This is a genomic window from Rummeliibacillus sp. TYF005 (assembly GCF_003844195.1).
Taxonomy (GTDB): Bacteria; Bacillota; Bacilli; order Bacillales_A; family Planococcaceae; genus Rummeliibacillus.
On record NZ_ML122541.1, the window covers coordinates 210,404 to 225,535 of the forward strand.

A 15,132-nucleotide genomic window follows, 5' to 3' on the forward strand; every position below is an offset into this window, starting at 1 on the left:
CGCTCTTTTTTATTTGTCCTAAAAAGGCGGTGAGAATATAGATGTCAGGGAAAATTAAGGGTATTACAGTTGAAATTGGTGGCGATACAACCGGGCTTCAAAATGCTATCAGTAAAGTTAATGGAAGTGTTAAAAAGACACAGACAGAGTTAAAAGAGGTAGATAAACTACTGAAATTTAACCCAGGCAATGCTGATTTAATCGCTCAAAAACAAGAAGTATTAGCAAAGCAAATACAAAACACTTCTGAAAAGCTCAAAACATTAAAAGAAGCACAATCACAAGTTGAAGCGCAGTTTAAAGCTGGAAAAATCAATGATGAACAGTATCGTGCTTTCAATCGTGAAGTAATCGATACAGAGCAATCACTAAACAATTTAAAATCACAACTAGCTAATGTTGGGAAGGCTCAACAAGAGTTACAAAGTAAGACGAAACAACTTGATACTCTTTTTGAAGCAACTGGTACAAGTGTAGATCAGTATGCTGATTCATTGGGAATTGGATTAGTTAATGCTATTAAGAATGGTAAGGCAAGCGCATCACAATTAGATGTAGCAATCGCTAAAATCGGTAAAGAAGCATTAGGCTCTAGTATCGATATCGATAAGATGAAAAATGCACTAAAGTCTGTGGATGATGGGGCAAGTATTAAAGCTGTTAAAAAGGATTTATCTGATGTAGCTAAAGAAGCAGAACAAGCCGGAGATAAAGTAAATGGCTTCGGTGAAGATCTAAAAGGTGTAGTTGCTGGTTTAGCAGCCGGTGGCGGAATCGCAGGTGTTATTAGCAAAGCACTTGATACATCTTCACTTAATACGAAAATCGATATTACTTTTGATGTACCGGAAGAAAGTAAGCAATCTGTTTATGAAGCGATTAAGAATATAGAAACATATGGTGTTGATGGTGAAGCTGCATTAGAAGGTGTCCGTAGGCAATGGTCACTAAATAAAGATGCTAGTGATTCCGCAAATACGGCAATCGTAAAAGGTGCTGCAGTAATTGCATCTAGTTATTCGGGTGTTGATTTTACCGAATTAATTCAAGAAGTCAATGAAGTTGCGTCAGGATTAAAGATTTCAAATAAGGATGCCTTAGCACTTACAAATTCATTATTAAAAGCAGGGTTTCCTCCGGAACAGATAGATACTATCGCAGAGTACGGATTGCAAATGAAACAAGCCGGATTTTCTACAAAAGAAATCCAAGCTATTTTCGAAAAAGGCATCGATACTAAAACTTGGAATATTGATAACTTGAACGACGGTGTGAAAAACGCGCGTATTGAAATGGCTGCATTTGGTCAAGAAGTCCCTAAGAGTATGAAGGATTTATTATCACAAACAAATATATCTTCAAAACAATTTCAACAATGGGGTAGAGATGTTGCTGCAGGCGGAACTAAAGGTTCAAAAGCAATGTCCGATATGGCTACTTGGTTAGATGGTATCAAGGATAAGAGTTTGAAAAATGCTCTTGCTACTCAAATTTTTACTACTCAATGGGAAGACCAAGGTCCGAATATGATAGCTGTTTTACAAGGACTTGGTGAAGCTCAAGATAAAACAAAACAAAATCAAGAACAATTAAATGATGCTGTTTCTAAAATGGACCAAGATCCTACAGTTTTATTAAAGCAATCAATGCAAGATATGATTGATAGACTTCAACCACTTTTATCTAAAATTGCTGAAGTTATAGGTAAGATAGCTGAATGGGTATCAAACAACTCTACATTAGCCGCAGTTATTGCAGCTGTTGGTGCAGCAATCGGAATCATTGTTGGAGTTTTTGCGGCACTTGCACCAATTATTAGTGTTGTTACTTCATTATGGCCTGTTTTAGCTGCAGCAATAGGTGCTATAACTCTACCAATAGGCATAGCGATTGGAGTTATAACAGGATTAATTGCGGTTGGTATAGCCCTGTGGAAGAACTGGGATTCAGTTAAATCATTTTTATCAACTGTGTGGGAAGGTATTAAAAACACTGCAACAACAGTATTTAATGCAATAGGAAATGCAATAAAAACTGCATGGAACGGAATTAAGACTTTTACCTCCACAGTATGGAACGGAATAAAAGCTTTACTTTCATCAATGTGGAACGGTTTGAAATCTCTTGGTAGTTCAGTGTTTAACGGAATAAAAACAGTAATCACAACAGTATGGAATGGTATCAAGTCTGTAACTTCTTCTGTATGGAATGGAATAAAGTCTGTAGTTTCAACAGTTTGGAACGGTTTAAAGTCTTCAGCAAGTACGGTATTTCACGGAATTAAGACAGTTATTAGTACCGTTTGGAATGGTATTAAAAGCGTTACAAGCAGTGTGTGGCATGGCATTAAATCCGTTATTACAACCGTATGGAATGGAATTAAAACAACTGTTTCAACTGTAATAAATACTGTCAAAACAGTTATTTCAAATGGTTGGAGTGCTGCAAAAAGTGTTACATCTACTCTAGTTGGTGGCATTAAAACAGTAGTATCTAATATCTTCGGTAAGTTTAAAGAAGTCGTTTCAACTGCAATGAGTAAAGTAAAAAGTGCGGTTGAGAGTGGTTGGAATAAGGCTAAATCTTTCTTAGAAGGTATTAATCTTGCATCAATCGGTAGAAATATCATAGAAGGGTTAGTAAATGGTATCAAGGGTGCTGCAGGCAAGATTGCAAGTGCAGTTAAATCAGTTGCAGATGGAATACCTGCTAAGTTTAAATCAATCCTTGGAATCCACTCTCCATCAAGAGTTATGCGTGACCAAGTAGGTTATTGGATTACAGAAGGTATCGCTAAAGGTATTGAAGCTAATACAAAAGCAGAAAAGGCAGCTAAGAAAAAGGCGCAACAGATTATTAGAGCGTTTAATAGTGATTTGAAAGATGTGCAGATGGACTTTAAAGCCGGAAAACTAAACACAACGCAATATATAAATGAGTTGAAAAAGCTCAAAAAAGAATATAGCAACTATTCATCTGGTATTAAGAAGATAGATGCTGAAATTACTAGTACTAAGAAAAAGAATGCTGAAACTCTCAAAAAAGAAAGAGAAGCTGCATATAAAAAACGATTTGCAGATGACAAGAGAGATTACGCAAATAAATCTAAGTTAACTAGTACATCTATGCAAGAAGAATTAAACATGCTTAATACTCTTGCTAAAGGTTATAAAAAGAACAGTGATGAACGTATCTACTTCGAAAACTTAGCAAAGCAAAAGAAGCAAGAAATCACTGAAGCTAAGAAGAAAATCGATGCAGATTATTTATCGAAAGTAGAAGAGTTGAATACAAAGTTAGCTGAAAGTGAACAGAAATTAACAGATGAGTATAAAAAGGCTGTTGATGATCGTGCTAAGTCACTTTATAGTTTTGCTGGATTATTCGATGAGGTTACTTTAAACAGCGAGATAAGTGGAGAACAGTTATTAAATAACCTTCAAGGTCAAATCACTACTTTTGAACAATGGCAAGCAAGTTTAGCTGCATTAGCATCACGCGGAGTAAGTGAAGGTTTAATTTCTGAATTACAAGAAATGGGACCGAAATCAGCAGCCGAAGTTGCAGCGCTAAATACTTTAACAGATGAACAGCTAACTCAATATCAAGAATTGTGGAAGACAAAATCAAAACTTGCTCATGATGAAGCAGTAAGCGAATTAGAAGGATTGAGAATTAGTACAGCTGAACAAATAGTTGCTTTAAGAGAAGAAACTAAGACTAAGCTAGAGGAATATCAAGCCGAATGGAAAACTTCAATGAGCAAAGTTACTAAGGTAACAAAGAATGAAATGAAGAACATGCCTTCCATTGGTTCATATGCAGTACAAGGATTAATCGATGGTATGAAATCTAAGAAATCAGAACTTGAAAAGGTTGCAGCAGAATTAGCGGCAATTGTAGCTAGTACAACAGCAAGCGCATTAGATATTCATTCACCTTCACGAGTTATGAAAAAGCTTGGTGTATATACGAATGAAGGTTTCATTGTTGGTTTACAAGAATCAGCGAGTAGATTAAAAAATGCTATGAGCAATTTATATGGAAGTCTAGCTAATAGCGCACAAACTATGATGACTGGTTCTTCCACAGTAAATAGCAGTTCTAACAGCTATGATTACTCTAAGCATTTCCAACCGAAAGTAGAGATTTATACTCAAGAAAGTTCAGAAAAGGCTATGCGCAGAGAATTAGATCGCATGGCTTTTAAATTTGGTTAAAAGGAGTGACGACTAATTGATTATTAAAGAATTGAAAATCACTAATGCAAGTGGCGAATCAATTGAATTTGGTCGTCACTTTCGTTTGTATGAGGACATTAATTTATCAGGTTTAAAAGCAGATGTCAGTTATTCAGAATCTGCAAATGATGGTTCGAGTTATCAGCGTACAAGGTTAGATGTTCGAGATATAAATGTCCCCTTCTTCATCAACAGAACTGTGGAAGGAAATGAATGGATTGAGGAAAGAAGGCAAGAAGCCTATCGAGTATTGAATCCAAAGAAAAATCCAATGAGATTAGATTTTACAACTAAGAGTGGAGAATCGTATTTCTTAAATGCTGAATTAACAGCATCACCGGATTTTCCAACTGGATTTGAAAACAGTAACTACCGATGGCAGAAAAGCTTATTGCAATTTACTTGTAGTGATCCATATCTTTATGAAAAAGATGAAACATTAGTGCAAATCGCTACTTGGATTCCGGCCTTTGAATTTGCATTGGAAATACCAACAGATGGTATCGAAATGGGATATCGTAGTCCTTCATTGATTGCGAATGTATTTAATGGTGGTCAAGAAGACAGTGGAATGATTATAAAGTTTAAAGCTAATGGTACATTATCTACACCTTCATTAGTTAATGTAAATACTTATGAAGAATTTAAGTTGAACATGGATTTAGTCGGTGGAGATATTGTTGAAGTCTCAACTTATAAAGGTAAAAAGTATGCGTATTTAACTCGTAACAATATCAAGATAAGTGTATTTGGAAAAGTTGATTTAGATAGTAAATTTCTACAGCTTGAAACAGGTGACAACTTGTTTAGATATGATGCTAAATCAGGTGTCGATAATCTCGAAGTATCCATGTACTTTGCGAATAAGTTCGTGGGGGTGTAATCGTGGAACTTAATGTATTTAATATCGATACTTTTGAACGGTTAGGAATTGTGGACGAATATCAAGTAGCTGAATTTACCACGAATTATCGTAAACACAGTGAATTAGATTTAATTGTGGATGCTACTGACCAAAATATCGATTGGTTTATCAGTAAAAATGATGACATCTTTTTAACTGTTGGAAAAGGTGTTGTACGAGGCTACATTATCGAAACTGTTAAATATGCAGATGAAAAGAAAACAACAATTGATGTATATTGCAAGTCTTTAAGCACAATGTTAAGTTGGCGACAAATCATAGGGCAACAAACATATCGAGGAAATGCTGAATTTGTAATACGTAGCTTTGTGGATGCAAATGCAATTAATCCTAGCAATGCTAATCGTAAGATTCCTAACTTAGTATTTGGCGACTTATCAGGTGTTGGCGGTGACATTGAAGAATCATATGCAAACAAAGACTTAGATGATGCTATGTGGGAAATATGTGTGAAGCAAGATATTGCATATGAAATATATGCAGACATTTCAAATAAACGATTTATATTTGTTGTTTGGCAAGGTACTGATAGAACGACTGAACAAACGGATCGTGACGCTGTTATTTTTGCGAAAGAGTTTGATAATATCCTCACTCAAAACTATACAGATGATAAATCTGATTATAAGAATGTAGCGTTTGTAGTTGGTGAATCAGACGATGCTGGTAATCAAAAGCAATTAATTGTGAATGATGAAATCAAAGGTCGTCAACGTAGAGAAATGTTTGTGGATGCAAGTGGTATATCTTCTAAAAATGAAGATGAAACGGTTATGTCTTCCACAGAATATGAATCATTATTGGTTGAACAGGCTAAGACGGAAATAGCTGAAAATCATCGTGTACAGTCATTTGAAACAGATGTGGATTACAATACACAATTTGTTTACAAGGAACATTATTTCATGGGCGATAAAGTGACCATAAGAAATGATGAAATCGGTATAGCAATGCACACAAGGGTTGTTACAGCTAAAGAAAAATACGACAAGAGTGGTTATAGCTTAGGGACTGAGTTCGGTAGTAACGTACCAACCTTGTTGAGTAAGTTAAAGAAAGCGGTGAAATGATGGCAACTAGAAGTGGTTTTTTTAACTCAGTAAATAGAGATAGAGTATACGATGCTAGTAACTTTGCTGAATACTTCGGTTCATTTATTAGTAATGGCGTATTTCCTAATCCAAGTAACAGCCTACAGATTTATGAAAAATCAAATATGACCATAACCGTTAAACCAGGAAAAGGATGGATTAATGGTTATTTTTTTGTGAACGATAGCGACTATGATTTAACACTTGCTACTGCCGATGGTGTATTAAATCGTATTGATCGCATTGTATTACGACTTGATAATGCTAAACGTCAAATCTTAATTGATGTTAAGAAAGGTGTATTTGCTAGTAATCCGGTGGCTCAAAACGTTCAACGTGATGCAGATATGTATGAAATAGCCTTGGCAGATGTTTATGTAAAAGCAGGTGCAACAAGCATTAGTCAGATTAATATTACAGATACACGATTGAGTGATGCTCTATGTGGCATCGTTCATGGGCTTATACAACAAGCAGATATGACTACTATATTTAATCAATATTTGGCATGGTACCAACAGTTTACGAATGAAAAACGATTAGAGTTTGACGATTGGTTCCAGTCCATTAAAGACCAATTGAGTGGCGATATTGTTGGAAATATTATGTTACTGATTGAAGGTTTAGATGGTCGAGTTGGAACACTTGAAGAACAGATTGTTGATACAAATAGCAACCTTATTGACGTAGCAATTGAGTTAGAAATGTTGAAAGCATCTAGTCTAACAGGGGTTAACGCAAACATCATGATTGAGACATTCCAAAACTTGAATGATGTTGAGTTGGTGAATGGGATTTATGATTCTACTAATAAGAGACTTTATATCTAGGAAAGGGGAGTGAAAAGGTATGGCATATACTTATGTAGGAACAACAGGGAAAATAGATTTAGGGAACGCTAATGGCAACCAACCATTATTTAAATTTGACACGTATAGAGATGATTCATTTTTCTATATAGTGCCATCGCTTGAATTAAAACCTGACGAAGCAACAAATCATGCTTATTATTCACCATCAGGGACTAGTAATATTTATTGTAAGCCAGCAGAGGAATCTGTTACACCAACTCGTTTGGATTTTGGGGCTTATAATAAGATACCTACGAATTACTATAATAAAAACGTAGTATTATGCGATTATAATGGAAATGGAGCTTTCTATAATGTTAGTATCAATTTTATATTGTATTACAATGATACCAATAGCCCATATAGTAGTTTTATAGCAATACGCAATATTGGCACTTTTTTTAGCTTACCGACATCGGAATTTAACCAAGCACCCACAATCAGTGGTTCAGATACAAATGTTGGGCAAAAAACAGGCCCATTCACATATGATTACACAGTCAATGATGCTAACAGTACAGACAACTTAACGATAACCGAAAAGGCAAACGGAGTTACAATACGTACCATTGCAAATGCAGTTCGTGGTCAGAAATACACAGCTGACGTATCCAGCGTTTGGAAACAAATGCCTGTTAATACAGCTACTACACTTACAATTACTGTATCAGATGGTTCTTTATCAACCACACGAACAATCACATTTACACGTAAGGAAGATAGAGTAATAGCATACTTTAAACAAGCAAGCCTTACACCTGAATCGGTTCAACCAGAGCAAGTATTAGTTCGTGTAATTCGTACCATTGCAACAAATGCTGACTTTAAAGTATTCGTTTGTAACAACGGATTAGATGCTTCGCCAACTTGGGAAGATGCAACGAGTGCCGTTTTATCAGGTAATGCCTATACATTCACCAATCGAATGAAAACATCAGTAAATTATGCAGTCAACGTAAAAATCCAAGTCCTTAAAAATACAGCTAGTGCTTATAGCTATATTAAGGCTCTTGGATTTTCTTATATATAGAAAGGTGGTGAGAATATGTTACAAGTCATTAAGAAGAAAGATTTATTTGAGTTTCGACTTGAAAAAGAAGCCAAAGAAATGGAGAAATTAGAAGACAAATTAGCAATCGCAGAATTAGCAGAAATACAAACACAAATGGATCTAGAGAACAAATCAGCAATAGCGGAACTAACAGAAAACTTATTAGGAGGAATTTAAAAATGGCAAAATTATATTACGATTTAATTCAAGCAGGGTATAGAACAGTAGAACAAGTTCCAACACCATGGAGGGCTCAAGTACAAGCTTTATTAGATGCAGATAATAAGAGTACAACTGATTAAAAAACGCAGTCAATCGACTAGCGTTATTTTTATTGTCGAATTCAGAAGGTAAAATCTCCTTTTTGTCGAATTAGTTGAGAGATAGATATTGCACTACCTCTTACAAAAGGAGAAAAGCATATGAAATTAAGTGTTTCCGAGTTATTGATCATGTTTGAAAATACAAACTTTGCAAATTATAATTCTTTCATGGAAGAAACAATTGAAAAAGAAAAGTTACAATTAGAACAGTCCTATGAGGATTATATAATGAAATATCCAAAAGAAGTGCACGATCGAATTTTTGAAGATCAATTTGAGGATGATTTCCATAACTTTCGCGACGTGTTTCCGAAAATTTTAAGAACTTCTGCTTTAATAGCACAGTACGCATACTTTGAAAAAACATTAAATAAAATTTCTAATGATTGTCAAGAAAAATTTAATCTCACGATAAAACCAAAAGATATTAGGCACAATGGTGTAAAAAAATATATTTTTTATTTAAAACATGTTGTGGGGCTTAGAATAAATGATGGGGAATCATTGTGGAGAAAAATAGAAGTATATAATCAGCTACGGAACCATTTTGTTCATTCACCAGAAGACGAATTTTCTTTAAAAGAAAAACTAAAATTAGAGCAAAATGTTAAGGGATTAAAATTCAAAAAAGATGCCCTGGATCCTGAAATTTTTGATTTAATAAGAATTGAAAAAGAAATGAATGAAGATTTTTTTGAACTATATACTGAAGCATTAAAGTATATTATTAGCGAGTTAAAAATTAAAAATCAAGAACTATAGCGGTCTTTTAGCCTTCCACAATCACTGTGGAGGGTTTTTATTATGCAGAAAAAGAGGTGTAATCATGGATGTAAAAACAGCAAGCGAAATAGCAACAAGCCAAGCGGTATGGGCGATATTATGTGTGCTATTAACGATTTATGTAATGCGCAGGTCAGAACAACGTGAAAATAAACTCATGGACCACCTACAACGCTCTAATGAATCACAAGAAAAAACAGCCGTCGCTTTAGATGGCATTAATAGAAGTTTATCATCATTAGAACATCGTGTAGATCGTATCGAAAAATTCACGGAAAAGGATTGATGAACATGACAGCAGAAAAATTAAAACAATATATCGGATTGTTCGGAGGATGGCTTGGAGCCGTCCTTTTATTTTTGCAAGCATTAGATATTAACTTTAAACATTTCAATGATGACACAATTAATGCTTTTATTGCTGTGTTAACGGCTAGTGTTCCATTTATATTAGTCGCTTATGGCGTCTATAAGAATAGCTATTTATTAAGTAAAAAAGCTAAAGAACAAGAAAAAGAACTTCAAAAGAAAGGATTGAAATAATATGACAAAACAATTTGTAATTAGCAGTGGACACGGTGATAAAGTTAGTGGAGCAATTGGAATTTTAAATGAGCATAACGAAGCGAAAAAGGTTGTGAATCGTGTGTACAGTATTCTTGTGGATGAATACAACGGTAAAGGTTATAAGTACCATGAAACCACTGCGACAAATCAAAATCAAAACTTAGCTAATATTGTGTCCTTCCACAATGGCAAAACTCGTGATTTAGATATTAGCGTACATTTTAATAGTGCAAGCGCATCTGCAACAGGTACTGAATGTTTGTATTATGATGCAAAATCATTATCCGCTAAGATGTCAAAAGCTATGGCTAATGCTTTAGGTATCGTTGATCGTGGAGCAAAAGAACGAAAAGAATTGTACTTCCTTCGTAATACATCAAAACCAGCGATTCTTTTAGAGGTTTGCTTTGTTACATCTAAAAAAGATGCAGCTGCATATCATGAAAACTTTGAAGATTTATGCCAAGCAATTGCAAAAGTAATTGCTAATGAACTAGGCTACAAAAAGAAGGTAACAACCGTAAGTAAGCCATCTGTGGAAGCACCATCTTACTACAAATCGGGTACTGGCTTATATCGTATCAAGAAAAATTGCTACGCTTATAGATCCGTGATATTTGATAAAGAGAATCGTGTGGAATTGTGCCAAAAAGGTACTAAATATACGATTGTAGCGATTGTTAAGTATGGCTCAACTTATCGATTAAAAACTAAATGGGGAATGTATATCACTGCAAATAAAGAGTATGTAGAAAAAGTGTAAAGTAAAGACCAGGAACCCAATTTAATGAGTTCCTGGTCTTTTTTATCATGTGGTAATCCACGTGTAATTAACAATTCCAAAAGCAATTAAGATAGCCAAAGTTGATATAATTGTCAAAATCAAAGCAATTTTAGTTTCAATACGTGTTGTCGCTTGATTTAATTTATAAAAATATATAACTGCAAATACCATGGTCAATATTATAACTAACCCAAAAGTATTTAAAATAATTATACCACGCATTTAATACCCCTTACTATAAGACTTAAAATAAAATATTAATATTTCTTAATAATAAACACAAATCTTTTCTAAGGCTTAATAGCTAATCCGTTAGTGAATTATTGTATCATAATTAAGTTCTTGATCTTTACGTGTTTGGTAGATTTTCACGCCAATTCCTACACAAGTTATCCCAGCACCAGCAGCTGTGAGTGCTCCTACTACAGTTGCAACCCCTACAGTTGCAGCTGCCCCCATTACAGCTACAATAACACTAGTATAAGCTGTACCTCCAGCAGCTGCAAACTCATCTTCTAAAAGTACTATATCTTTGACACTACCTTTGAATGTTTGTAAATCACCTATGTTTTTAGATGTTTCTTTCTTAGTAGTTACTTTTTTCTTGTCAATTCCAACAGTCCACATTCTGTATGTAGTACTAGTGGTTTTATAACTCACTCTTACAACTTTGCATGTGGAATCAAAAATAGAATCAGTCAATGAATATACGGTTTTTCTAATTGCAGGATTAGTTGGATGTTCTACAGATGCTGCGGCATACAAATTAGAATCATATACATTAATGTTATCACTAATAGTTTCTTCAAAAACATTAACCCCATTTTTCTCAATACTCATCTCTGAAGTCAATTTGTTATATGTTGAAATTGTTTTTTCTCCATTTTGAGTAGTCTCAACTACTCTTTTTACTTCATTGTCCTCAAGAATTTTAACTTCAATACCTGAAACAGGTTCTACATAATCTTTATTCTTGTTGTCTATGGATTCTGCTTTCGCACTATTGCCAAATGGTACAGCAACACCAACACAAAGAATAATTGCACTTAAAATACTAATGAATTTTTTCATAAAATCTCCTCCTAACTACTAAAATTGTATATCATTACAATTTTTTGTTATATAGATATTGTATTAAAAGAGGCAAAATTTAATTAAATAGAGGAAATAGTTACATTAAATGTTATATATAAATATTTTTCTCTTTTTCGGAATAAATCGAGATATACTTTTCCTCGTTATAAAAATTAAGTTGAATAAGTAGACAAAAGCCCCTCAACCAATTGTGGAAGAGGGGATTTTTTATCAAGATGGTTGAACTGCATTACCAGAAGCTTCAAGGATTTTTAATAATAACGGTGACATCTGAATTAATACGTAACCAAGTCCTGCATTCATCATTAATCCATAAGCTTTTTCTTTTTGCCCTAACATAATCATGAATAGAGAACCAACTAGAATTACAGATGCAACAGGTAATGATAGAGCAACTAGTATATCGAGAATTGGGTCCATTATAGTTGCGAATGTACTTAATGCCATTTCCCCTGCTAACTCTCCACCTTTATCCGTAATAGCATTAACAGGAATTGTGTTAAGTGTTGTTTGATTAGCTATACCGCTAGTAGTGCTTACAACTTCTTGAACAGGCGACTCAGCAATTCTTTGTAAACTATTCCAAGCTACCAATCCCACACTTGCTGCAGTAGGTACACACATTGCTATTGCTAAATGTTTCTTAGTAGCATATTGATCACCGTAATCTGTCCATTCACTCTCTGGTACAACCTCAACTTTATTCTTCTTAAAGAACATTCCATCTCTCCTTTATTGTTTAATTTCTTCATAAGTAAACACTTTACAAACAGGTAATCCTCCACACAATTCTTTCAATTGAATTCTTCTTAGTTCAGTAGTGGTAAGCCAAACCAAAGTAGGGAAGTGGCCAAGCTTTTCAGCAAGTAAACCATTACTTAATAATTCTTCATAACGTTTAATCTTTAGACGGTTTTCAGCCATTGATTGTAAATTATCAACTTCTAAAAAGTGCGTAGTATGTATTTTTGTATATATTGCATCAACAATAACTGTGGAAGAACCGTCACTAACTTTAATTTCATTTCTCCAGTCACTAGGACAACTATTATAAAAGTAAAATTCATTTCGCATAATGTAATGCTGCACGTTACTACTTTTCTTGCGTATCTTTTCACATCCTACATATTCTCGACCAAGTTTACTTAAATAATAAATTGATTGTTGGCCATCTCTAATTGACATTAGATAATCTGATAAATCACGTAACACTCTATTTGCATTTCGTTTTTGACCTAATCCAAAGTAATAACGTAGTTGATCACGAGTTAAAAAATCAAACTTCTTCAAAAGTAACAGTATCGATTCTTGCCTTGGTGATAACTGTTTCATCTTCAATAGCATCCTGGCCCTCCTCTTTTTCGTTAATTCGAATATGAGGTTTTATAGTTTCTTCTATAATTTCAGATGAAATAACAGGAGTTTGCACAATTTCTCGTTTATCAGCACTTTGGTATATAGCCCTTCCTCTAATCTGTGGAAGAAGTTCTGCACCTGGTTCATCTAATACAACACGACTAGCAGTTTGTGATTGTACTCGAAATGATAACTTAGCATCGGAATTTTGTTTTACCTGTCTTGGAATAACATCACCAGTAGGGTATTGAGTAGCGACTATTAATCTAAAACCTAACCCGGCACCAATACGAGCTATTTGGCTCATGATTGTTTGACATTCTTGTTTTAATAACTTTTCTTTTCTTGTAACAGCTTCACTAGGATTCAATTCACCGACTTCATCCACAATAATAAAATAACGGTCCTTTATACCTGCCTGTTGTACATTCTTTTTACCTTTTACTTTTAATTGTTGTTGTATATTCCTCATGCGTTCATAAGCCATTTTGAGCGTTTCTAACGCTTCATGTGGCTCGTATGCGATTGATTTAGTTTGTTTTATATTTTCATAATCGCAAAGCTCCACACCGCCTTTTAAATCAATCAAATAAAAATTTACAAACGATGGTTCACTGTGAACTAGCGATATAATAATTGAATTTATAAAGTTGCTTTTACCATACCTAGTCGCACCACCTAACACCAGGTGAGGAATAACTTCAAAATCATGATATTTGAATGTATTTTTACCCCTTGTAATACCCACAGGAACCTTCCAACTTGTTCCTGGTTGGAATGGTACTTGCTTGGGTAAAGGCTCGTCATACACTCGAATAATTAATAATCCATCAAAATCTAATTCAATTTCTTTTGGTTCAGTAAGCTTTTTCTTCCACAGTGATTTAAGAGATGTGATTATGCCATCATCAAAATTAAGCGATTTTAAATCATTGAATGTGATTTGCTTACTTCTGTTTTTCAATCCATCTTGTAGAATATCTTGCTTCGCTAAGTAATCGTTGAAACTTCTTCCAAGCGGAATCCTGTACTTATACTCCCATCCCCAATCATGTTGCTTCTTAGAAACAAGGTGAGTAGTTAAAGTCTCCTTTCCATCTTTCACATTTAATCCTGATAAAGTAATGATCCGTTGAATTTTACCACTATCGTTTTCAGTTAAATTTTGTTTCTTCAAAAAAGCTTTTATTGCAATTCCACCAAAAATTGTTGTCGTCAAAAATTCGAAAATCATTCAACATCTCCTCTCTAATGAATTACGCCACGGTGGTTATCTTACGAAGTAAGAGTTGCAGTAAATGGGAATGTTTAAAATTGATGTTTAGTCTTAGAAAATAAAGGATTTTTAATATGCCCAGTAGAAGTAGTCGGGGAGCATTTGCATAGGTAGTAGTGTGAGTAGTTGGGTGGGTAGTTGCCTTGGTAGTTATAATGTATTGCAAAATTCGTAAGAAAATATCTTGTCCGATAAAAATTTATTGCAAAATTCGTAAAAAGAATGAAGGTGATTTCCACGAATGTATACAAAATAGATGTAAAACTATATAAGCTTTTAAACGATAATAAAATGACATATCAAGATCTTGCGGATAAAACAGGATTGTCTACACGTACAATATCCACTCTGGTAAACAATAAGATGAAACAAATTCCGGTAACAGCATTGGAAAAAATAGCTGAAGCATTTTCATTAGACGATATTCGTGACCTAATCGATTTTAAAAAAGAGTAAATAAAAAACCGTTCTTCCACAATTGGAAAGAGCGGTTTTATTTTGAATTAAATTTTCTTACCATCTTTGCTAATGAAATTTATCTCATAGTCCAATTCCAAAGCGTGTGCAATATCAGCAATTTCTTTTTCGCTGAAATTGTCGCGCTTCATTTTATTGTTCAAGTTTTGACGTGACATTTCTAATGCTTCAGCTAGATCAGTAAGTGTCTTATCTTTCCTTCCGAGAACAATCCGAATTTTTTCAGCTACAGTTAAATCCATATTTTCACCTCTTATCATCAATGTATTGTTAATACCATTTTATACTCTTTCGATTACATAGTAAATAATT

At 34.2% G+C, this 15,132-nt stretch carries 18 protein-coding genes; 12 read left to right on the plus strand and 6 right to left on the minus strand.

Annotated features, from left to right (window positions below; genetic code table 11):
• Window positions 1-41: 41 nt before the first annotated feature.
• The 11 genes from CW357_RS01095 to CW357_RS01140 all read left to right on the plus strand — a co-directional run bounded on the left by CW357_RS01095 (window position 42) and on the right by CW357_RS01140 (window position 10,595).
• Window positions 42-4,220 carry a hypothetical protein gene (locus CW357_RS01095; RefSeq protein ID WP_124217145.1) on the plus strand — a complete coding sequence of 1,393 codons (4,179 nt, stop codon included), beginning with the start codon at window positions 42-44 and terminating at the stop codon, window positions 4,218-4,220.
• A 16-nt stretch (window positions 4,221-4,236) separates the two neighbouring features.
• Window positions 4,237-5,124, plus strand: a complete 888-nt coding sequence (locus tag CW357_RS01100; RefSeq protein ID WP_124217146.1) for a phage tail family protein — start codon at window positions 4,237-4,239, stop codon at window positions 5,122-5,124.
• A 2-nt stretch (window positions 5,125-5,126) separates the two neighbouring features.
• Window positions 5,127-6,236 carry a siphovirus ReqiPepy6 Gp37-like family protein gene (locus CW357_RS01105; RefSeq protein ID WP_164489519.1) on the plus strand — a complete coding sequence of 370 codons (1,110 nt, stop codon included), beginning with the start codon at window positions 5,127-5,129 and terminating at the stop codon, window positions 6,234-6,236.
• A complete protein-coding gene (locus tag CW357_RS01110) occupies window positions 6,236-7,087 on the plus strand; it encodes a hypothetical protein (RefSeq protein WP_124217148.1) in 852 nt (283 codons plus the stop codon). Before CW357_RS01105 ends, CW357_RS01110 begins: the two co-directional genes overlap by 1 nt.
• Window positions 7,088-7,106: 19 nt before the next feature.
• Entirely contained in the window at window positions 7,107-8,138 is a 1,032-nt protein-coding gene (locus tag CW357_RS01115) for a hypothetical protein (RefSeq protein WP_124217149.1), read from the plus strand.
• Between the two features lie 15 nt (window positions 8,139-8,153).
• Entirely contained in the window at window positions 8,154-8,336 is a 183-nt protein-coding gene (locus tag CW357_RS01120; protein WP_124217150.1) for a hypothetical protein, read from the plus strand.
• Window positions 8,337-8,338: 2 nt separating this feature from the next.
• Entirely contained in the window at window positions 8,339-8,461 is a 123-nt protein-coding gene (locus CW357_RS18465; protein WP_206426805.1) for a CD1375 family protein, read from the plus strand.
• Window positions 8,462-8,581: 120 nt separating this feature from the next.
• The gene (locus CW357_RS01125) at window positions 8,582-9,244 is read left to right on the plus strand and encodes a hypothetical protein (protein WP_124217151.1); all 663 of its coding nucleotides are present in this window, start codon (window positions 8,582-8,584) and stop codon (window positions 9,242-9,244) included.
• Between the two features lie 64 nt (window positions 9,245-9,308).
• Window positions 9,309-9,551 carry a BhlA/UviB family holin-like peptide gene (locus CW357_RS01130; protein ID WP_124217152.1) on the plus strand — a complete coding sequence of 81 codons (243 nt, stop codon included), beginning with the start codon at window positions 9,309-9,311 and terminating at the stop codon, window positions 9,549-9,551.
• Window positions 9,552-9,556: 5 nt separating this feature from the next.
• Complete coding sequence (locus tag CW357_RS01135) at window positions 9,557-9,808, plus strand: phage holin (protein WP_124217153.1); 252 nt, start codon at window positions 9,557-9,559, stop codon at window positions 9,806-9,808.
• Between the two features lies 1 nt (window position 9,809).
• Window positions 9,810-10,595: an N-acetylmuramoyl-L-alanine amidase gene (locus CW357_RS01140; RefSeq protein WP_124217154.1), complete on the plus strand. Its 786-nt coding sequence runs from the start codon at window positions 9,810-9,812 to the stop codon at window positions 10,593-10,595.
• 45 nt (window positions 10,596-10,640) lie between these two features.
• On the opposite strand, the gene CW357_RS01145 is transcribed toward CW357_RS01140, so the two are convergent.
• From CW357_RS01145 to CW357_RS01165, 5 genes are all read right to left on the minus strand, one after another.
• Window positions 10,641-10,838 carry a hypothetical protein gene (locus CW357_RS01145; RefSeq protein WP_124217155.1) on the minus strand — a complete coding sequence of 66 codons (198 nt, stop codon included), beginning with the start codon at window positions 10,836-10,838 and terminating at the stop codon, window positions 10,641-10,643.
• Between the two features lie 90 nt (window positions 10,839-10,928).
• Window positions 10,929-11,687, minus strand: a complete 759-nt coding sequence (locus CW357_RS01150) for a geobacillin-26 family protein (RefSeq protein WP_124217156.1) — start codon at window positions 11,685-11,687, stop codon at window positions 10,929-10,931.
• A 234-nt stretch (window positions 11,688-11,921) separates the two neighbouring features.
• On the minus strand, window positions 11,922-12,431 hold the full coding sequence (locus tag CW357_RS01155) for a hypothetical protein (RefSeq protein WP_124217157.1): 510 nt from the start codon (window positions 12,429-12,431) through the stop codon (window positions 11,922-11,924).
• A 12-nt stretch (window positions 12,432-12,443) separates the two neighbouring features.
• Complete coding sequence (locus tag CW357_RS01160; protein WP_241155031.1) at window positions 12,444-13,043, minus strand: replication-relaxation family protein; 600 nt, start codon at window positions 13,041-13,043, stop codon at window positions 12,444-12,446.
• Window positions 12,988-14,301 (minus strand): FtsK/SpoIIIE domain-containing protein, encoded by a 1,314-nt coding sequence (locus CW357_RS01165; protein WP_124217158.1) that lies wholly within the window; start codon window positions 14,299-14,301, stop codon window positions 12,988-12,990. The genes CW357_RS01160 and CW357_RS01165 overlap by 56 nt, the downstream gene beginning before the upstream one ends.
• Before the next feature lie 264 nt (window positions 14,302-14,565).
• Between CW357_RS01165 and CW357_RS01170 the strand changes: the two genes are divergently transcribed.
• Window positions 14,566-14,799, plus strand: coding sequence for a helix-turn-helix domain-containing protein (locus CW357_RS01170; protein WP_124217159.1), 234 nt, complete (start codon window positions 14,566-14,568; stop codon window positions 14,797-14,799).
• A 47-nt stretch (window positions 14,800-14,846) separates the two neighbouring features.
• Here the strand turns inward: CW357_RS01170 and CW357_RS01175 are convergent, their stop codons facing one another.
• Window positions 14,847-15,062 (minus strand): helix-turn-helix domain-containing protein, encoded by a 216-nt coding sequence (locus CW357_RS01175; RefSeq protein ID WP_124217160.1) that lies wholly within the window; start codon window positions 15,060-15,062, stop codon window positions 14,847-14,849.
• Between the last annotated feature and the right edge of the window lie 70 nt (window positions 15,063-15,132).